The sequence below is a fragment of the Bradyrhizobium sp. AZCC 1693 genome (assembly GCF_036924745.1).
GTDB lineage: Bacteria > Pseudomonadota > Alphaproteobacteria > Rhizobiales > Xanthobacteraceae > Bradyrhizobium.
Genome location: NZ_JAZHSD010000001.1, coordinates 1,319,999 through 1,338,699, shown reverse-complemented (window position 1 = coordinate 1,338,699; position 18,701 = coordinate 1,319,999). Strand labels below are relative to the sequence as shown.

General features: G+C 62.8%; 20 protein-coding genes and 1 pseudogene. 9 read left to right on the top strand and 12 right to left on the bottom strand.

The window, feature by feature from the left end; translation table 11 throughout:
* Nucleotides 1-168: 168 nt before the first annotated feature.
* Nucleotides 169-1,599 (bottom strand): type I glutamate--ammonia ligase, encoded by a 1,431-nt coding sequence (glnA, locus tag V1293_RS06650; RefSeq protein WP_334507794.1) that lies wholly within the window; start codon nt 1,597-1,599, stop codon nt 169-171.
* Between the two features lie 113 nt (nt 1,600-1,712).
* Nucleotides 1,713-1,895, bottom strand: a complete 183-nt coding sequence (locus V1293_RS06645) for a hypothetical protein (protein ID WP_212437336.1) — start codon at nt 1,893-1,895, stop codon at nt 1,713-1,715.
* A gap of 253 nt (nt 1,896-2,148) precedes the next feature.
* Here V1293_RS06645 and V1293_RS06640 point away from each other — a divergent pair, with 253 nt between their 5' ends.
* Nucleotides 2,149-2,511, top strand: a complete 363-nt coding sequence (locus V1293_RS06640) for an SPW repeat protein (RefSeq protein ID WP_334516645.1) — start codon at nt 2,149-2,151, stop codon at nt 2,509-2,511.
* 163 nt (nt 2,512-2,674) lie between these two features.
* Here V1293_RS06640 and V1293_RS06635 read toward each other — a convergent pair whose 3' ends face one another.
* A complete protein-coding gene (locus V1293_RS06635; RefSeq protein WP_334507785.1) occupies nt 2,675-2,929 on the bottom strand; it encodes a hypothetical protein in 255 nt (84 codons plus the stop codon).
* Nucleotides 2,930-3,075: 146 nt separating this feature from the next.
* Here V1293_RS06635 and V1293_RS06630 point away from each other — a divergent pair, with 146 nt between their 5' ends.
* Entirely contained in the window at nt 3,076-5,370 is a 2,295-nt protein-coding gene (locus V1293_RS06630) for a ComEC/Rec2 family competence protein (RefSeq protein ID WP_334507783.1), read from the top strand.
* 7 nt (nt 5,371-5,377) lie between these two features.
* On the opposite strand, the gene V1293_RS06625 is transcribed toward V1293_RS06630, so the two are convergent.
* The 5 genes from V1293_RS06625 to V1293_RS06605 form a co-directional block, all read right to left on the bottom strand.
* Entirely contained in the window at nt 5,378-5,557 is a 180-nt protein-coding gene (locus V1293_RS06625; RefSeq protein WP_334507780.1) for a hypothetical protein, read from the bottom strand.
* A 142-nt stretch (nt 5,558-5,699) separates the two neighbouring features.
* The gene (locus tag V1293_RS06620; RefSeq protein ID WP_334507778.1) at nt 5,700-6,116 is read right to left on the bottom strand and encodes a hypothetical protein; all 417 of its coding nucleotides are present in this window, start codon (nt 6,114-6,116) and stop codon (nt 5,700-5,702) included.
* A 226-nt stretch (nt 6,117-6,342) separates the two neighbouring features.
* The gene (lexA, locus tag V1293_RS06615) at nt 6,343-7,044 is read right to left on the bottom strand and encodes a transcriptional repressor LexA (RefSeq protein WP_334507776.1); all 702 of its coding nucleotides are present in this window, start codon (nt 7,042-7,044) and stop codon (nt 6,343-6,345) included.
* A gap of 212 nt (nt 7,045-7,256) precedes the next feature.
* Complete coding sequence (locus V1293_RS06610; RefSeq protein ID WP_334507773.1) at nt 7,257-8,468, bottom strand: molybdopterin molybdotransferase MoeA; 1,212 nt, start codon at nt 8,466-8,468, stop codon at nt 7,257-7,259.
* Nucleotides 8,469-8,580: 112 nt separating this feature from the next.
* Entirely contained in the window at nt 8,581-9,207 is a 627-nt protein-coding gene (locus tag V1293_RS06605; protein ID WP_334507771.1) for an HAD-IA family hydrolase, read from the bottom strand.
* A 180-nt stretch (nt 9,208-9,387) separates the two neighbouring features.
* Here V1293_RS06605 and V1293_RS06600 point away from each other — a divergent pair, with 180 nt between their 5' ends.
* The 3 genes from V1293_RS06600 to V1293_RS06590 all read left to right on the top strand — a co-directional run bounded on the left by V1293_RS06600 (nt 9,388) and on the right by V1293_RS06590 (nt 12,897).
* The gene (locus tag V1293_RS06600; protein ID WP_334507769.1) at nt 9,388-9,687 is read left to right on the top strand and encodes a hypothetical protein; all 300 of its coding nucleotides are present in this window, start codon (nt 9,388-9,390) and stop codon (nt 9,685-9,687) included.
* A 409-nt stretch (nt 9,688-10,096) separates the two neighbouring features.
* A complete protein-coding gene (locus V1293_RS06595) occupies nt 10,097-11,431 on the top strand; it encodes a S41 family peptidase (protein ID WP_334507767.1) in 1,335 nt (444 codons plus the stop codon).
* A 320-nt stretch (nt 11,432-11,751) separates the two neighbouring features.
* A complete protein-coding gene (locus V1293_RS06590) occupies nt 11,752-12,897 on the top strand; it encodes a hypothetical protein (protein ID WP_334507765.1) in 1,146 nt (381 codons plus the stop codon).
* A gap of 105 nt (nt 12,898-13,002) precedes the next feature.
* Here V1293_RS06590 and V1293_RS06585 read toward each other — a convergent pair whose 3' ends face one another.
* The 3 genes and pseudogenes from V1293_RS06585 to V1293_RS06575 all read right to left on the bottom strand — a co-directional run bounded on the left by V1293_RS06585 (nt 13,003) and on the right by V1293_RS06575 (nt 15,380).
* On the bottom strand, nt 13,003-13,782 hold the full coding sequence (locus V1293_RS06585) for a succinate dehydrogenase iron-sulfur subunit (protein WP_334507763.1): 780 nt from the start codon (nt 13,780-13,782) through the stop codon (nt 13,003-13,005).
* 2 nt (nt 13,783-13,784) lie between these two features.
* Nucleotides 13,785-14,108 carry an antibiotic biosynthesis monooxygenase family protein gene (locus tag V1293_RS06580; protein ID WP_334507762.1) on the bottom strand — a complete coding sequence of 108 codons (324 nt, stop codon included), beginning with the start codon at nt 14,106-14,108 and terminating at the stop codon, nt 13,785-13,787.
* Nucleotides 14,109-14,188: 80 nt separating this feature from the next.
* Nucleotides 14,189-15,380: pseudogene (locus V1293_RS06575) on the bottom strand (NADH-quinone oxidoreductase subunit D).
* A gap of 200 nt (nt 15,381-15,580) precedes the next feature.
* On the opposite strand from V1293_RS06575, the gene V1293_RS06570 reads away from it, so the two are divergent.
* The 4 genes from V1293_RS06570 to V1293_RS06555 all read left to right on the top strand — a co-directional run bounded on the left by V1293_RS06570 (nt 15,581) and on the right by V1293_RS06555 (nt 17,584).
* On the top strand, nt 15,581-15,748 hold the full coding sequence (locus V1293_RS06570; RefSeq protein ID WP_334507760.1) for a peptide ABC transporter permease: 168 nt from the start codon (nt 15,581-15,583) through the stop codon (nt 15,746-15,748).
* An 85-nt stretch (nt 15,749-15,833) separates the two neighbouring features.
* Nucleotides 15,834-16,388 (top strand): NuoB/complex I 20 kDa subunit family protein, encoded by a 555-nt coding sequence (locus tag V1293_RS06565; protein ID WP_334516644.1) that lies wholly within the window; start codon nt 15,834-15,836, stop codon nt 16,386-16,388.
* A gap of 334 nt (nt 16,389-16,722) precedes the next feature.
* Complete coding sequence (locus tag V1293_RS06560) at nt 16,723-17,061, top strand: hypothetical protein (RefSeq protein ID WP_334507758.1); 339 nt, start codon at nt 16,723-16,725, stop codon at nt 17,059-17,061.
* Nucleotides 17,062-17,350: 289 nt separating this feature from the next.
* On the top strand, nt 17,351-17,584 hold the full coding sequence (locus V1293_RS06555; protein ID WP_334507757.1) for a hypothetical protein: 234 nt from the start codon (nt 17,351-17,353) through the stop codon (nt 17,582-17,584).
* Nucleotides 17,585-17,624: 40 nt separating this feature from the next.
* Here the strand turns inward: V1293_RS06555 and V1293_RS06550 are convergent, their stop codons facing one another.
* Complete coding sequence (locus V1293_RS06550; protein WP_334507756.1) at nt 17,625-18,548, bottom strand: complex I NDUFA9 subunit family protein; 924 nt, start codon at nt 18,546-18,548, stop codon at nt 17,625-17,627.
* Between the last annotated feature and the right edge of the window lie 153 nt (nt 18,549-18,701).

Sequence of the window (18,701 nt, the reverse complement as noted above, 5' to 3'; positions counted from 1 at the left end):
ACGTGTCATGTTGCGATAGGTTCCACCCCGAAGCCACAGCGCCTCGGCTCGCCGCCGAAGCTGAGCGAGTAGCAATGGCAATTGCAGCGCGGCAGGAGTCCTTTTCTTGGCGCTTTTCCGGACCCGCCGAAGCCGAAATCCGCCCATGCCTGCGGATGAGTTCACGCCCTAGATGTCGTAATATAAATGGAACTCGTATGGATGAGGGCGCAGCCGGATCGGATCGACCTCTTTCCTCCGCTTGTAGTCGAGCCAGGTCTCTATCACGTCGGCGGTGAACACATCGCCGCGGAGCAGGAAGGCGTGATCGCGCTCGAGCGCATCAAGCGCCTGATCCAGCGATCCCGGTGTCGACTTCACGTCCTTCGCCTCGGCGGGCGGCAGGTCATAGAGGTTCTTGTCGATCGGGCTGCCCGGATCGATCCGGCTGGTGATGCCGTCGAGACCGGCCATCAGCATCGCGGCAAAGGCCAGATAGGGGTTGCAGGAGGGATCCGGCGAGCGAAACTCAACCCGCTTTGCCCGCGGGTTCGGCGAATACATCGGAATCCGGCAGCAGGCTGAGCGGTTGCGCTGGGAATAGACCAGATTGATCGGAGCCTCATAGCCGGGCACCAGACGCCGGTAGGAGTTCGTGGTGGGCGCGCAAAGCCCGCACAACGCCCAGGCGTGGGTCAGCAGGCCACCGATGTAGTAGCGGCCGAGCTGGCTCAACTCGGCATAGTCGCCCTTGTCGTAGAACAGGTTGGTCTCGCCCTTCCACAGGGACTGGTGAACGTGCATCCCCGAGGCGTTGTCCTCGAACAGCGGCTTCGGCATAAACGTTGCGGTCATGCCATGCTCGCGGGCGGTGTTCTTCACCACGTATTTGTACATCATCAGATTGTCGGCCATGCGGGTGAGCGTCGTGAAGCGCATGTCGATCTCGTTCTGGCCGCCGGTCGCGACTTCATGGTGATGGGCTTCGATCGCAATCCCCAGCCGTTCCATCGTCAGCACCATTTCGGTGCGGAGCGCCTGCATGCTGTCGGTCGGGGGAACGGGAAAATATCCCTCCTTCGGGCGCGGCTTGTGGCCCAGATTCGGCGTTTCCTCCTTGCCGGTATTCCAACTGCCTTCGCTGGAATCGATCTCGTGGAAGGCGTAATTGATGCCCTGTCCGTAGCGCACGTCGTCGAACACGAAGAACTCCGCCTCCGGGCCGAAGTAACTTGTATCGGCAAGGCCAGAGCCCCTCAGGTTGGTTTCGGCCTTCTGGGCGATGTAACGGCAATCACGGCTATAGGGTTGACCGGTCACGGGGTCCCTGATGTTGCAGATCAGGACCAGGGTCGATGCAGGGGAATACGGGTCGAGGAAGGCCGTGGTCGGGTCCGGCACGACCAGCATGTCGCTTTCCTGAATTTCCTGGAAGCCGCGGATGGATGAACCGTCGAATCCAATGCCTTCGCTGAGAGCATCGATACTTGCTGCACTGGGTGGGACGGAAAAATGCTGCCACACCCCAGGCAAGTCGGTGAAGCGCAGATCGATCATCTGCACCTCCTCGTCCTTGATCGCCTTCACGAGATCTTCGGCTGTCGCACACTTCGGAAACATGGCTTCACTCCTGTTATGGAGAGCCGCATCTTGGAGGTCGTGTTGCCATTCAGCCGCGGTGAAGCGGCTTGCGACGGGTCCGGGCCACGTTCTGCGTTGCCGCGCCGGTAGCCTCAGCTCTGGTGGGGCCCGCGCATGATCTTCATCGCGTCTTCGATATGTCGCCAGGTTCTGGCCAGTTCGACTTCGCCTTTTGCCTCGAGTTCGATGGCGTTCTGAGCGGCTTCCGCAATGGCCTTGGCGCCATGTGCTTCCAGCAACTGCCGCGCATAGTCGTGAATTTCGATTTCTCGCATGGCGTCATTCTCCTCTCGTTCTGAGCGCAACCGTTAATTCCAGTCGAGCCGAGAGCTGTAGACGTTGACACCTGGTCATGCGCACACAGTGTGCATCCTGCTGCGGCGCACTTGCAAGAGCGCTTTCCAGGGGTGGGCTGCCGGAATTGGGCGGTGGCTCCGGGGCCCGGAGCAGCGGCAACACAACGCAGGCTGGACGGATACGCTTTGAGTGCCGCGCCACCATATCCATGGGAGAGGGGAGGTGAGTATCATGCGCATTCAACACTGGCAGGACGTTGCCAGCCTGGTGGTGGGTGCATGGCTGGTCGTTTCGCCGTTTGTCCTGGGCATGGCCGGGGCAGCCGTCTGGCTAACCATCGCACTCGGGTTGGGCGTCATCCTGTTTGCCGTCGAGGCATTTGTCATTCCTTCCTACCTGGAGGAATGGGGAGAGATGCTTCTGGGTCTGGCGCTCATGGTAGCACCGTGGACGGTCGGCTACGAGCCGGGCGCAGCTACGGTGAGCAGCGTGTTGTCGGGCCTTCTGGTGATCCTGTTTGCTGTCTGGGAGCTGATGACGGATCGTGATTTCAGCACCTGGTGGCACGATCGCTGGCATCACGGCGCCGGCTGAGGATGGGAGTTAGTCGCCCCGTCGGCCGACCGCTATCGGGTAGCGGTCGGCCGCGACGGGCGTTGTCTTGAGCGTGACGGCTGCGCGGATCAGCGTCAGCGCCTGGCCGCCCTTCATCGACACGCTGCGCCGATGGGTTTGCGCAGAGTCTGGCGCCGGCCGCCTAGCACCCCCGACAGATGCCTCGCATGGATTTGGCGAGCTGTGCATCTTCTTGGGTCAAGGGCTCGTACGGCTTTTGCTGTGCGGCCTGGTGGGCCTCATTGGCCTTTTGCCGCGCGGCCCGCGCGGTCTCCTGCCGCTGATAGCAGGCCTCGCGTTCGGCTCTCGCCTCGATGAAGCGGCATTGCTCTGCCGCCGCAGCGGATGCCGGGGCTGCTATCGCGACAGCAACTGAAAGGCAGGCAGCAAGTTTCATACGGTGGCTCGCGCTCAAGATTCTCGTGCAGCACTGTAGCGCCAGCCGTGGTGCATTTCTTCAGGTTTCTGCATCCGTTCCGCTAGCGGCCGCAATACACCGTCCGGTAGTCTTGTGCTCTCCACGAGATCGTAAGGTGTAACCACGTGGCGGAGCAGGGCGACACGTCAGGCCGGAAGCGGGGCTATGCCGGGACCTGGCCGCCGCGCGCGACGGCGCCTATCGGCGGCCTTGCGCCGTCGCGTCCTGCGTTCTGGCCGCCGTTGATCGAAACTTTGCGCGCGTGGGTGCGTGCGGAAGCTGGCGCCGGGCGGCTGCTGCCCTGGGTGCCGGTGGCGTTCGGCACCGGGATTGCGCTCTATTTCGCCGCCGACCATGAACCGGTGCTCTCAGCCGCCGCCGTCGTCGCCATCGCGCTATGCGCGGTGGCGGTTCTGTTGCGGCGGCAAAAATTCTTTCCCATCGCCGTCATGATTGCGGCGGTCGCGGCCGGCTTTGCGATCGCGACCTGGAAGACGGCGCGGATCGCGCATGGTGTGCTGGCGCGGCCGATGTTTTCGGTATCGCTGACCGGTTTTGTCGAGACCCGCGACATCCGCGAGCGTACCGACCGCTTTGTCCTGCGCGTCGTCACCATGGAAAGCGCGCGCGGGACGATAAAGCTCGAACGCGTGCGGCTGTCGGTGAAGAAGGGCACGGCGCCCGAGGTTGGCAGCTTTGTCGAATTGAAGGCGCGGCTGTTGCCGCCGCTCATCCCGGTGCGGCCGGGCAGCTACGATTTCAGCCGCGACATGTTCTTCGCCGGCATCGGCGCTTCCGGCTTCGTGATGGGCGCGATCAAGGCCGCGGAGCCGCCTGCCACCGGCGGCGGGCTGCGCCTGCGCTATTCGGCGTTCATGCAGGGCCTGCGCGACACCATCGACGCGCGGATCAGGACCGCGCTGGACGGCGACAAGCGCGCGATTGCTACCGCGCTGTTGACCGGGCGGCGCGACGCGATCTCTCAGCCGGTGAACGACGCGATGTTCATCTCAGGTCTGGGCCATGTGCTTTCGATCTCCGGCTATCACATGGCCGTCGTCGCCGGCGTCGTGTTCTTCGCGGTGCGGGCGCTGCTGGCGTTGTTTCCAACGCTCACCGTCGGCTACGCCATCAAGAAATGGTCGGCGGCGGCGGCGCTCGCAGCCGCCGCGTTCTATCTGTTGCTGTCGGGGGCGGAGGTCGCGACGCAGCGCTCCTTCTTCATGACGGCGGTGGTGCTGATCGCGGTCATGGTCGATCGCCGGGCGGTTACGTTTCGCACGCTCGCGGTCGCGGCCCTGATCGTGCTGACGGTCGCGCCGGAAGCGCTGGTGCATCCGAGTTTCCAGATGTCGTTTGCCGCCACGCTGGGCCTGGTGGCGCTGGTGCAGATCGGCATGCCGCGTCTGCTTGCAACCGCAGATCATACCGCAACCGCGCGTGCGGCGCTGTGGGGCGGCCGCGAGCTCACGATGCTGCTGCTGGCCTCGCTGGTGGCGGGGCTCGCAACCATGCCTTACGCGGCCTTTCATTTCCACCGGGTCACGCCCTACGGCGTGCTCGCCAATCTGGCGGCGATGCCGGTGGTTTCAGCCGTGGTGATGCCGGCGGGCCTGCTCGGCCTCGTCGCGATGCCGTTCGGTTTCGATCGCCTGTTCTGGATGATCATGGGCACAGGCATCGACTGGATGATCGCGGTGACGCAATGGGTCGCGGCGTTGCCCGGCGCGGTCGGGCGGGTGCCGGCGTTCGGCATCGGCCCGCTGATTGCCGCCAGTCTCGGCATCATCCTGCTCGGCCTGCTGCGCACGCCGTTGCGCTGGTCGGGCGCCGTACTGGTGCTATCGGCGGCGCTGTGGGCGGCGAGGGTGCCGCAGCCGGATATTCTGATCTCTGCCGACGGCCGCCATGTCGGCGTCCGCGGCCAGGACGGCCAGCTCCATCTGATGCATGCGGCCAAAGGCTCCCGCGATGTCTTCCTGCTGAAGGAGTGGCTGGCGGCGGATGCGGACGCGCGTACGGCGGCCGATGCGTCGCTCACCGCAGGCGTCTCATGCGACGACCTTGGCTGCGTGATGCAATCCGCTGGCGGCCTGGTCGCGCAGGCGCTCAGGCCCGAGGCGCTGTCGGACGATTGCGAGCGCGCGGCGCTCATTGTGACGCTACGGCAGGCACCCGCGTCATGCGCGGCTTCGGTCATCGATGCCGACCGGCTGCGGCGGCAGGGCGCAATGGCGTTGCAACGCAGCCGAGAGGGGTTTGTCGTCGAAGCGGCCAAACCGAGGGGCATTGACCGTCCGTGGTCGCCGGCCGCAGCCGAGGAGCGCGAGGCAGACGCCACCGTTCTTGCGCCGCGTGTTGTGCCGCCTCGCGCGGTCGACGCCACGCCGGCCGAGGCAGACCTTCAGGCGGAGGAGTAGACGACCTTCAGTGCTCGTCGACCGAGGGACTTGAGCGACTGGCTGGTATTTCGAACGCGCCGAGGTGGAATTCCTCCGGCGCGTCGGGAGACGACGGGAGGTTGACCAGCGTGAACGACGCCTCGGGGAATTGCTGCCAGATCGCGAGATCTTCAGCCGTGATGGTGAGCCAGCCGTACCGGAACATGTACCGTCCGGGCTCCGTGACGCGTCCGGCTCTTTGCCATGTGACTTTGTTGACCACCGACCGCCCCGGTGCCGAGTTTCTCAAAAAACCATATCACCGCGATCCGCCGGCCTGAACCGGCGGATCGCATGTGGATCGTATTCTATCCGGTCACGATGGATTCGGCCGGTGGCGCTTCCGTCACCTTCGGCGCACGTTCGCCCTCGGTTACCGGCAATTGCAGCACGGTTGCGCGCTGGCCTTCGCAAAGCTGCGTCACCAGCACATGGCTTCCGTCCGGAAATTCGATCGCGTCATGATGACGGTCGGATACTTCCGGTTCGATCTGGTTGAACTTGCCGACCCGCCAGTCGGTGGTCCGCGTCCAGATCCACCGGTTGTCGTATTTGACGTCTTCGGCGAACGCCAGTTCGGTGCCGGGAAGCATGCAGACCGCTACTGCGGGCTCGCGTTCCGACGCGAAGCCGCGGGTGGACGTACCGCGGAATGTCGTGGTGATCAGCGTCTCGCCGACCTTGGCAGGCCGCGTCGCCACAGCGTGCAGGCTATAGTCACACATCGGATGGCTCCCTCGTTTGAGATAGCGCCCCGTGTCTGGAAGGAGGCACAGGCCTCTATCAGAGCTGACTTGGCGCAGAGCGTTTTCTTGCTTCTGGGCATTTCTGCGACCGGCGCGCTGCGTCTAAATCACAAACGCGCTAACACAGTTTGGTTCCCGGCATGCCGCAAAAAACCCCGGCCGAAGGCCGGGGCTGTTGTCGCGGTCGTGTCTGCAACCCGACGGTTCAATATTTTCGGTACAGCCCGATCAGCTTGCCCTGAATCCGGACCCGGTTCGGCGGCAGGATGCGCACTTCATAGGCGGTGTTGGCGGGCTCCAGCGCAATCGAGGCGCCGCGGCGGCGGAAGCGCTTCAGGGTGGCTTCCTCCTCGTCGATCAGCGCCACCACGATGTCGCCGGTGTCGGCGGTCTCGTTGCGCTGGATCAGCGCCATGTCGCCGTCGAGAATGCCGGCATCCACCATGGAATCGCCGCGCACTTCGAGCGCGTAATGCTCGCCGGAGCCGAGCATATCGGGCGGCACGCTGATGGTGTGGCTGCGGGTCTGCAGCGCCTCGATCGGCGTACCGGCGGCGATCCGGCCCATCACGGGCACGGCGACCGGGCGGTTGCCGTCGTCCTCGGTGGCCGGCGCGCTCACCGTGCGCTTGCCGAGCGTGCCTTCGATGACGCTCGGCGTGAAGCCGCGGCGGCCGTTGCCGGCGGCAGCCAGCTCCGGCAGCTTGATGACTTCGATGGCGCGGGCGCGGTTGGGCAGGCGGCGGATGAAGCCGCGCTCCTCCAGTGCCGTAATGAGACGGTGGATTCCGGATTTCGAGCGCAGGTCGAGCGCGTCCTTCATCTCGTCGAAGGAGGGCGGTACGCCGGCTTCCTTCAACCGTTCATTGATGAAACGCAGAAGTTCATACTGTTTGCGCGTAAGCATCGCGAGCAATCCCCCGGTTGGCGTCGTCTTTCGGTCCCGAATCTCCAGGGTCCATCGCGGGAGTCGTCAAAACTCCCAACCATGGACACTAGCAGTCGAAACAAATCATGAACGGACACTATATGTTCGATATGTGTTCCGCAACCACTTAATTTCAAGTGAACGCATTGCGGCTTCGGCTGAAGACACCCTTAAACGTGCCGTTCAGGGCGTCATTCCGGCAGCCGGAGCAGCTCGCAACGCGAACCCTTTGCCGCAGCCGGCGCGAACGGCGGACGTATCACAAGTGCCCGTGCCGCAGCGAGATTCCCCAATAGCGATGAGTCCTGGTGGTTCACCGGAACCGCGATCAGGGTGCCGTCTTCGCGCGCTTCTAGGCGGGCCCGAAGATAGTCCTCGCGCTGGTCGTTGGCGGCGAGATCGCGCCCCAGTTCGGCGCCTTCGCGCGGATGATGGACGGTGTCGCGGCCCGATAATGCACGAATCAACGGCACCAGAAACAGGAAGCCGCAGACATAGGAGGAGACGGGATTGCCGGGCAGGCCGATCACCCGCATTGCACCCAGCCTGCCATGCATCATCGGCTTGCCCGGCCGCATCGCTATGCGCCAGAACGCCATCGCCGTGCCCTCGGCCTCCAGCGACCGCTTGACCAGGTCATGGTCGCCGACCGAGGCCCCGCCCATGGTGATCAGGATATCTGCTTCAAGCTCGCGGGCGCGGCGGATGCCTTGCGCGGTGGCGGCGACCGTGTCGGCGGCGATCCCGAGATCGAGGACCTCGGCGCCCTCGGCGCGCGCCAGCGCACGGATTCCGTAGCCGTTCGAATAGACGATCTGGCCCGGGCCCGGGGTCGACCCCGGCATCACCAGCTCGTCGCCGGTCGCAAGCACGGCGACCTTTGGGCGGCGGTGCACCGCTAGCTCCGGATAGTTCATGCCGGCGGCGAGCGACAAATCGCGGTCGGCGAGCCGGCGCCCTCGCTTGAGCAAGACGTCGCCTTCACTGAAATCGACGCCGGCGGGCCGGATATGCCGGCCAGAAACGGCGGCGTCCGTGATGGTGATATGATCGCCGTCGACGCCGGTGTCTTCCTGGATGATGACGGCATCGGCGCCATCAGGGATCACGCCGCCGGTGAAGATCCGCACCGCTTCGCCTCGGCCGACCTTGCGCTCGAACGGGCGGCCGGCCGCGACCTCGCCGATCACCTTCAGCCGCGCGCTGAGGTCGGCGGCATCCGCCGCGCGCACCGCATAGCCGTCCATCGCCGACATCGCCTGCGGCGGTTGCGTCCGCCGTGCCGCGACGTCGCGCGCCAGCACGCGATGATAGGCGGCATCGAGCGCCACCATCTCCTCTGGCAACGGTTCGGCGCCGGCAAGGATCGCAGCAAGCGCATCGGCGACAGGCATCAAGGCCACGGGCAGACCTCCTAGAGCGTTTTCCAGCGAGGTGGAAACCGGTTCGCGTCAAGAAAACGCGTCAAATCAAAAACCTGGAGCCCCGTTCCGATTTCCATCGGAACGGAAAAGGCTAGACTTCGAGTGCGGTCACTGCCCTTGCCACGTCATCCGTCGATGTCACGTGGATGGCACAAAGGCCGCGAGCCCGCGCCCCTTCGATATTGGCAGCCGAGTCGTCGAAGAACAGGATTCGCGACGCCGGCACGCCGATCGCTTTTACCACATGATCATAGGCTTCCGCGTCGGGTTTGCGCAAACCGATGCTCGAGGACAGGAATATCTGGCGGAAATGGCTGAGCACGTCGGCATAGGCCTGCGAGAAATGCGCGACATGGGCCGGATTGGTGTTGGAGAAAGCATAGAGCGGCATGCGTTTGGCGGCGCCGGCCAGCAAAGGCGCAATGCCCGGCATCTCGCCGGTGAAGATCGCGTTCCAGCCTTCCAGGAACTGCGCGTCGGTGATGCCGATGCCGAGCGACTGGCGCAGGCTCGCAAAGAACGCGGCGTCATCGATCTGGCCGATCTCGTGATGCTTGAAACTGTCGTTGACGACAAAACGCCCGGCGAGGTCGGCGGGCGCGCAGCCCGCGTGCTGCGCCCAGTTCGCCATTACCTGATCGAAGCTGATGTCGAGCACGACACGGCCGAGGTCGAACAGCAAAACGTCGGCGGAGGAGGGCGCTGGCGGCAAATTCATGGCCATCGTTTACAAAACTGGTCAGGTATCGGCAACGGGCTGGACCGAATTCGGCCCGATCCGGCGCTTAAGCCGGTGCGCGAGCTGTGCTATAGCGCTTTCGGGCGACCTGGACGCCGGTTCGCATCAGGAAGACGCGTCAAAAATTAGAGCCTTGGGTCGAAATGGGGGAGTGATGGCATGAAAATCCTGGGCGGAATTTTGCGCGCTACCGTCGTGATCGTCGCGCTGGCGGGGCCCGTCTGGGCTCAGAATAGTGTTCCGAAATACGGTGATCCCGACAAGGTCAAGACACCGTCGGAAATCGCGGCCGAGAAGGAAGCCGAGAAAGCCTACCGGCGGTCGCTCGGCAACATCCCGGAACAGAAGAGTTCGGACCCCTGGGGAACGGTGCGCAGCGACAGCGCGCCGCCGAAGGCGGTGGCCAAGGCGCCGCCGGCCAAGCCAAAAGCCAAATCCGCCGAGGGCGCCGCAAAGTAAAAGAAGGCGGCGCCGGCCTCGTGGTCGTGGAATCGACCTGCTCATAGCTCGGCGTGGAGGGCCCATTCCGCAACCTTCCGCCGCAATTCGGCTACTGGCTGGGCACCTGCGCCAAGCGTGGTTTTGGAACCCGGCCCTCCACCTGGCAAAACAGGCTGCAGGAAGCCGATTAGTCGACTTCGAATCCGTAGCCCGCATGAGCGTAGCGATGCGGGGTAAAATGGGGCTCCGGGTATCGCTCCGCTCATCGGGCTACCGGGCAAGCCGGAAGCCGATAAAAAGCCGTAATGGCCCGGGGGCCGGCGTGCCTTGATCCGACCAAAAAGCCATTGTGAGTTGGTGGCGCCGGGACAGGGGCGCCGATTCACTGAAATCGCGGGCGTCCGCAAGGGAAAAGGGACGCCCCACGATGCGCAGGAATTTTGCCTTTCTTCTCGGCACGGTGACGGGCGCGTGTCTGACCTTTGTCGTGATGGCACCGCAGGGCGCGAATCTGGTGGCGGCGGCAAAGGCTGCGGCCCGTTCCGACGCCTACACCCAGCTCAATTTGTTCGGCAATGTGTTCGAGCGGATCAAGACCAGCTACGTCGAGAAGCCCGACGATTCCAAGCTGATGGAAGGCGCCATCAACGGCATGATCTCCGCGCTCGATCCTCATTCGCGCTACATGAATGAGAAGGGCTGGAGCGACATGCAGGAGACCACCCATGGCGAGTTCGGCGGGCTCGGCATTGAGGTCACGATGGAAGACGGCCTCGTCAAGGTGGTCACGCCGATCGACGATACGCCCGCGGCCAAGGCCGGCATGCTGTCGGGCGACGTGATCACCCAGATCGATGACGAGGCCATCCAGGGCATGACCCTCGAACAGGCGGTAAGCCGGATGAAGGGCCCGGCCAACAGCAAGATAAAGCTGAAGGTCGCGCGCAAGGGTTCGGCCGCGCCGATCGATGTTGCCATCATCCGCGAGATCATCCGGGTGCGCCCGGTCCGTTACAAGACCGACAGCGGCGACATCGGCTATATCAGGATCACCCGCTTCAACGAGCAGACCACCGAGGGCCTGAAAAAGGCCATCGCCAGCATCGCCAAGGAGATCCCCGCCGACAAGCTCGCGGGCTATGTCGTCGATCTCCGCAACAATCCGGGCGGATTGCTCGACCAAGCGGTGTCGGTGTCGAGCGCCTTCATGAACCGGGGTGAAGTGGTCTCGACCCGCGGCCGCACCGCGGAGGAAACCCAGCGCTTCACCGCGCGCGGCGGCGACATCACCAAGGGCAAGCCGCTGGTCGTGCTGATCAATGGCGGCTCGGCCTCCGCCTCCGAGATCGTGGCGGGCGCCTTGCGCGACCACAAGCGCGCCACCCTGATCGGCACGCGCACCTTCGGCAAGGGCTCGGTGCAGACCATCATCCCGCTCGGATCAGGCAATGGCGCGCTGGCGCTGACCACGGCGCGCTACTTCACGCCGTCGGGCCGTTCGATCCAGGCCCAGGGCATCGCGCCCGACGTCGAGGTGCTGCAGGACGTGCCGGACGAATTGAAGACCCGCGCCGAACTGAAGGGCGAAGCCTCGATGCGCGGCCACCTCGCCGCCGACGGCGCCGAGCAGGCCGGCTCGCAAGCCTGGGTTCCGCCGAACGAGAAGGACGACAAGGCGCTGAACGCGGCGTTCAATCTGCTGCGCGGCGTGACGGTGAATGCGAACGCGCCGGCGGCTGCGAAGCGGGCGGTGCCGAACTAGTCGCAGCCAACAACGGCAACGCGCACGCGCAGCCTGTAGATCCCGGATGGAGCGCAGCGAAATCCGGGTGCGGTCGCGCAACCTGTCGAGCTGATCCCGGATTGCGCTGCGCTCCATCCGGATCTACGCGGGAGATTTCGCCCGCTTACTGCAGATGTCTTCGGCACACCGCGAGGCCCAGACGCAAAATCTCGAAAACAACCCCATGCAAAGTAGAATGGGTCTTTTTTTTGAAACTCCGCCTCTGACCCAACCGTAGCTCGCGCGCGAGATCTTTCCCAGGCCGGTTCCCGCTCCCTGCGCGTTCAAACGGAGTAGTCATGTCGAGAAATTGGACTTTGCTGACCCTGATCCTGTTCCTCGGTTCAAGTGGAGCCCTGCAAGCAAATCCGCTCGATTCACCCGGCGTCGTTTATATCGACGGGCTGCCGTGCAACCGTGCGTGTCAATCCTATATGGCCTGGTCTTATCAAGCATTGTCTGCGCGGCATCGCGAGGAACGCGAGACCAATGTCTTGGCGCCGGCCGAGGCGGAAACAGAAAGAGTTGAACAAGCGGCCCGCCCACGCGTGGCAAGGCAGCCCGCACCGGTTTCCCGCACCGCGCCGCACGCCGGCAAGGCGGCGTCGAATAGCAGGGCGCCGAACAAGGCGTCGCACACCAAAAAGATCGCCGCCCCCAATTCCGCACCTCAACCAACGGGTAAGGAAATTCCGGCGGCCACGGCGACAGTGACTCCTGAAAAAGCCGTGGAGAAGGCCGTCGCAGGAACGCAAACGCCGGAGCGCAAATTGGGTAGCGCCGACAGGCCAGAGCCGGCGCAGGGAGCCTCCATTGCCGCGTCGCAGCCCGTGGAGCCCTCCAAATCCGAGGTCAAGTCCGAGGTGAAGTCCGAGGTCGCCCTGCCGCCGCCTGCTACGCTCGAGATTGCCGCGGCGCCAGCTTCGCCCGACATCGCCGCGTCGCCTGCCACGGCCGGCGCTGCTCCCGCTTCGGCGCCCCGCACCATTCAGCAGCAGGTTGTGGAAGCGACGGGAATGGCCGATCTCGTCACCGCCATCGGGACGGGACGGGAAGCGGCCAACAAATCGGACACTGTGGCAGTAGGGCCCGGTGAGGCCGGCGATACCGACAAGGCGGCATCGCCAGACAACCGCGACAATCTGGTGGCGCTGGTCCTGGCGCGTCCGGAGATCAATTCGTTGTCCGACCTGAACAACAAGAGCATTGCGATCGAGGAGAAGCAGTCCGCAGCGAGCGGCAGCGTCAGCGCCGCGCTGATGGCGGCAGGCGCCGCGGAAGTCCAGTTCAGCGAAGCAAAAGCCGGCGCGGTCGAGCGGCTGATCAGCGGCGAAGTCCCGGCCGCGGTCCTGACGCTGGCTTCGCGCGAAGCCGCCGCGTGGTTTCCCGACATCGAAGGCTTCAGGACGTTTCGGATTCCGCTCGCACAGAAGGCGCGACTCTAGCAAGCGTAGGGCGGATTAGCCGCAGGCGTAATCCGCCGCCTGGTTGCAACGAACCATCCCTACGATCGCCGACCTCGAAATCTGGACCAAGGACACGCAGTGCGGTCACATTTGTCGCTCGACGAGGAGCTTTTTTATCTCCGCGATGGCCTTGGCGGGATTGAGGTCCTTCGGGCAGACCTTGGCGCAGTTCATGATGGTGTGGCAGCGGTAGAGCCGGAACGGGTCCTCAAGATCATCGAGCCGCTCGCCGCTCGCCTCGTCGCGGCTGTCCATGATCCAGCGGTGCGCTTGCAGCAGGGCGGCCGGCCCGAGGAAGCGCTCGCTGGTCCACCAATAGCTGGGACACGCGGTACTGCAGCAAGCGCAGAGAATGCATTCGTAGAGGCCGTCGAGATTGGCGCGGTCGTTGGGCGATTGCTTCCATTCCTTTTCCGGCGTCGGTGTGACGGTCTTGAGCCACGGCTCGATCGAAGCGTACTGGGCGTAGAAGTTGTTGAGATCGGGAACGAGATCCTTGATTACCGGCAGATGCGGCAGCGGATAGACCCGAACCACGCCCTTGATCTCGTCCGTCGCCATGGTGCAGGCGAGCGTGTTGGTGCCGTCGATGTTCATCGAGCACGAGCCGCAGATGCCCTCACGGCATGAGCGACGGAAGGTGAGGGTCGGATCGATGACGTTCTTGATCCAGATCAGCGCGTCGAGCACCATCGGCCCGCAATCGTCGAGATCGACGAAGTAGGTGTCCATGCGCGGGTTCTTCCCGTCGTCGGGATTCCAGCGATAGACGCAGTACTCGCGTGGGTTCCGCGCGCCCGCTGGACGAGCCCACATCTTACCTGCGGTGATCTTCGAGTTCTTGGGAAGCGTGAATTGGGCCATGTTCAGCGAGCGTCCAGAACCTCGGCAACTTCGTAGAGGTGGGGATCGATTTGATCGGTCAAGTCGTCGAACTTGCGCCAGGCCTTGCGAAAGTCCGGCGATTGGTGGGCGGAATGCAGCAGCTCGCGATTTTGCCACTGGATGTAGTTGACGATGCGCCGACCGTCGAGGCTTCGGTGCAGGCTGATTGAGACAAAGCCCGGCTGGCGCGCCATGAAGCGTGCTCGCTCTGCCATCAGTGACAGCGCCTCATTCTGCTTTTCCGGCTCTGCCTCAATGACGGTGATCTGCGTGACTATCTGATTGCCTGTCTGAATGTGGGGCATGGCGTCCCTCCGTCCTCAAATTGGTCCTGCAACGTGGCGGCGCGAACCGCTTCGCGGCGCTTGTGTCTCTCTTCCAGCGCTTATCGATCGATCTCCCCGAACACGATATCGAGCGATCCGATGATGGCGGAAACGTCGGCCAGCATGTGGCCGCGCGTCAGAAAGTCCATCGCCGAAAGATGCGCGAAGGAGGGCGCGCGGATCTTGCATCTGTAGGGCTGGTTGGTGCCGTCGGAGACGAGGTAGACGCCGAATTCGCCTTTGGGCGCTTCGACGGCGGCATAGACTTCGCCGGCCGGGACGCGGTGCCCTTCGGTATAGAGCTTGAAGTGTTCGATGATCGCCTCCATCGAACGTTTCATTTCGGCCCGTCGCGGCGGAACGACCTTGTTGTCGCCGGCGGCAACCAGCCCTTGTCCGCCGGGCTCGCGAAGCTTTTCGATGCATTGTTTCATGATCCGTACCGACTGACGCATCTCTTCCATGCGCACGAGGTAGCGATCATAGCAGTCGCCATGCTTGCCGATCGGGATGTCGAAATCAAACTCGGGATAGCATTCATAGGGCTGCGCCTTGCGCAGGTCCCATGCCGCCCCGGAGCCGCGCACCATCACGCCGGAGAATCCCCAGGCCCACGCATCGGCGAGCTTGACCACGCCAATCCCGACATTGCGCTGTTTGAAAATGCGATTGTTGGTCAGCAACCCCTCGAGATCGTCGCACACCTGCAAAAACGGATCGCAGAACGCCCAGATGTCGTCGACCAGGCGGGGCGGCAAATCCTGATGCACGCCGCCGACACGAAAATAGTTGGCGTGCATGCGTGCACCGGAAGCGCGCTCGTAGAACACCATGAGTTTTTCGCGCTCTTCGAAACCCCATAGTGGCGGGGTCAGTGCGCCGACGTCCATTGCCTGTGTGGTGACGTTGAGCAGGTGCGAGAGCAGCCTGCCGATTTCGCAATAGAGCACGCGGATGAGTTGACCGCGTCTGGGAACGGCGATGCCAAGCAGCTTTTCGGTCGCCAGGCAGAACGCATGCTCCTGATTCATCGGCGCGACATAGTCGAGCCGGTCGAAGTAGGGCAACGCCTGCAGATAGGTTTTGTGCTCGATCAACTTTTCGGTGCCGCGATGGAGCAGGCCGATATGGGGATCGACACGCTCGACCACCTCACCGTCAAGTTCCAGGCACCAGGCGCAGCACCCCATGCGCTGCCGGATGCTGCGGTCCAAAATTGATCGTGAAATTGCGGAGCGCAGCGTCGGCCATTGCGCGCCTCGTTTCATTTGCCGGAGCCATCGGTGAAACGCCCGGCACCATCGCCGGTTCCGCAGGCGCGACCGCCCGCGACATTTTTGGAGGCGGGCGGCCAGGAACCTTTCGTCTTGCATTGGTTTGGCCCACAGGGCGCGAGAGGCGTGCATTTGTCGCGAGACAACCAGATGCATGGAAAACGAGCCGATCCAGCGATGACCGAAAGGAACGAACAGCAGCCGACAGCGCCTTATCCGGCCGAGAAGGCCAGAGGCGGCGAGATCATTCTCCGCACTCCCCTGCGCCGCGCCATCTTTATCGCAGGGTTGGTGGGAGCCGTAGTGTTGGCGCTGCTTCTCGCCTTTGCGCGATTTGCCCATTGAATTGGGTCGTGCATCGGCAGTGCCGGGCCGGCAGGAGATCCGCATGGGCAATAGTCAACTCATAGTGCAAGGCGGACATCCAGCCATGACGATGACCGCGCCCGTCGGGACCATCCATCGCTATGCCGACCCGCAAGTCGGCGGGGACGGCCGTTTCTTTCGCGAACTGGACCACGAGCTGTCGGACCGGGGCTTTCTGGTCACGAGCGCGGAGAACCTGATTACCTGGGCGCGCAGCGGCTCGCTGATGTGGATGACATTCGGTCTCGCCTGCTGCGCGATCGAAATGATGCAGATGGCAATGCCGCGCTACGACGCCGAACGCTTCGGCTTTGCACCGCGTGCCTCGCCGCGCCAGTCCGACGTGATGATTGTCGCCGGTACATTGTGCAACAAAATGGCGCCGGCCTTGCGCAAGGTGTACGACCAGATGCCGGAGCCGCGCTACGTGATCTCGATGGGATCCTGCGCCAACGGCGGCGGTTACTATCACTACTCGTATTCCGTCGTCCGCGGATGCGATCGGATCATTCCAGTCGATATCTATGTGCCGGGCTGTCCGCCCACCGCCGAGGCGCTGCTCTACGGAGTCATGCTTCTGCAAAAGAAGATTCGCCGTATAGGCACGATCGAGCGATAAAGCGGCGGTCTGGCATCCGGAGGTCAATAGTCCAAAGTGGGCTGCGACGTGACCTGCCGGAAAGACCAGGCCGCCTTGCCGCCGCCAGCGTGCCAGAAATCAGCGAAGCGGTCGCTCTAACGCTACTCCATCTGGAACTGGAGCGCGCCCTGAACATTATACTTTCAATGGATTTTCCAATCGGTCGCAATTTTGGATGGCTCAAGCATGACAGGGCCTTATGCAATGTATTTCCGGTTGGAGCGTTCGTGCGTGGTTTTCGTCCTTTGCGCCTGTGTTGTCTTAACCGCAATGGCGGAAGCGCGCTCTGGGGAATTTCATAGCAGGCAATCGATTGGCGGCGACGGCCATCACATCGATCAGGACGGGTTGTTATTTCATGGGAATTACTGTGGCCCGGGTAGCCGACCAGGAACTCGGCCCGTTGATGCTTTGGATGCTGCCTGTATGCGTCACGACGCCTGCGGGCGTTTCAATGACCTCCCGAGCTGCGCCTGCAATGCAAGACTTCAATATGAAGCAGCAGCAGTCGCGCACGATCCCGCACAACGGCCGGATATTCAGTTCTTGGCTTCAATCACGGCGGCCGGTGCTGGCTTATTGCTGTGTCAGCCATCTTCACAAGTGTCTCGCGATCCGCCGATCAACCGACCAGCGCGGGGCAGCCGGTTGACAAACGTTTTCCCGGCGATTGACCTATATCAACCAAATCAATCTCAGAAATGGCGACGCGATCGAAGGTATAACCATCCGATACGCTGAAATAGCCGACGTAGCGTAAGATCTGCGGCCAATATAGGTTGGTATTCCCATCCGACGTTGCTTCGAATTAGTTGAGGCGCGCATCGTATTTTGCTCTCGCTTCCTCTGACCGAAGTTTGGCGGCCTCCGCGGTCGGAACCGGATGCCCATTGGCAGACTTCAATATACATCTGCGACATATCGGCGAAGGTGGACCCATCATGGCTACATGTGAAACCTGCGGCAATGACTACGACAAGGCGTTTCAGGTCACGATGAGCGGCAAGGCGCATACCTTTGATAGCTTCGAATGCGCCATTCATGCGCTCGCACCAACCTGCGATCATTGCGGAATCCGAATCGTCGGGCATGGTCTCGAGAAGGCCGGCACATTTTACTGTTGCGAGCATTGCGCCCAAGGCGAAGGCGTTAAAGGTCTACGCGATCGAATCTAGTCCGGGCGATTTAATGTGGGGTCGGGCGCGTTCGCCCTGTTTAGCGGCCTCTCAGCATGGTCTTGACTATTTCCTCGACCGCACGCGGTGAAATTCCGAGCCGTTCAAACCCCGGCATTTCCGGCGATTGCGTATTGTCGACTTGCATAAGCGCGACCTGATGACGAGTAATTGGCGGGTTCGGCAATATTGCTAAAATCCGCGACAATGCATGCCAGGCGGCGAAGGGAACGGGAAGAAGAACAGGCTTAGCTCCGGCTTCGCGCGCGAGGGCTTGGACGAGTTCCTTATAAGAGTAGACGCGCGGGCCGCCGCACTCGAGCGTGGCACCCGTTTCAGACCCTTGCAGTACCTGCGCAATCGCTTCTGCCACGTCTTCCACGTAGGCCGGCTGCAATCTCGTCAGTCCTTGTCCGAATATTGGATAAATGGGGAAGCGCCGGAGGAGCGCGATTATAGTGGTAATAAATGTGTCATCAGGGCCGAACATTACCGCCGGACGAACAACGATCGCGCCAGCAAACGCTTCCCGGACTGCCAGCTCGCCCTCGCCGCGTTTGCGAATGTAGAGCGATGACGAGGTCGCATCCGAGCCGATTCCGGAAACGTGTACGAGCCGCTCGATTCCAGCTTGTTGCGCCTGCGCCGCTATGCGGTGAGCAGCTTCGACATGTACGGAATGAAACGTCTCCCGTCCGCGCTCGACATAAAGACTAACTGCATTCACCACGCCATAAGCGCCGGCAACAGCTCTGGCGATTGATGGCTCGCTATGTATGTTCACTTCGATCGATTCAATCCGGGAATCGTCGGAACCGAACAGCTCCCGGCCTCGATCGGGATGTCTCGACGCAACGCGAACGGAAAACTCGCGCCTGCGTAGATGGCGGACTGCTCGGCGGCCAAGAAAGCCTGTCCCGCCAAACACGACGGCAAGTTTACCTGGTTCGCTGCGCGCGTTCACATTCTCCACTGACCCCGACGGTTGTTAGCCAAGCCACGCCAATATCGCGCACGCTATGTCGCACGCTATGTCGCATGAGCAATCTTTGGAGATGAGGTTTCATCGGTCAAGTGATGGTGGTGACCCTCATCCGCCTTGCCGAACTGCGAGTTC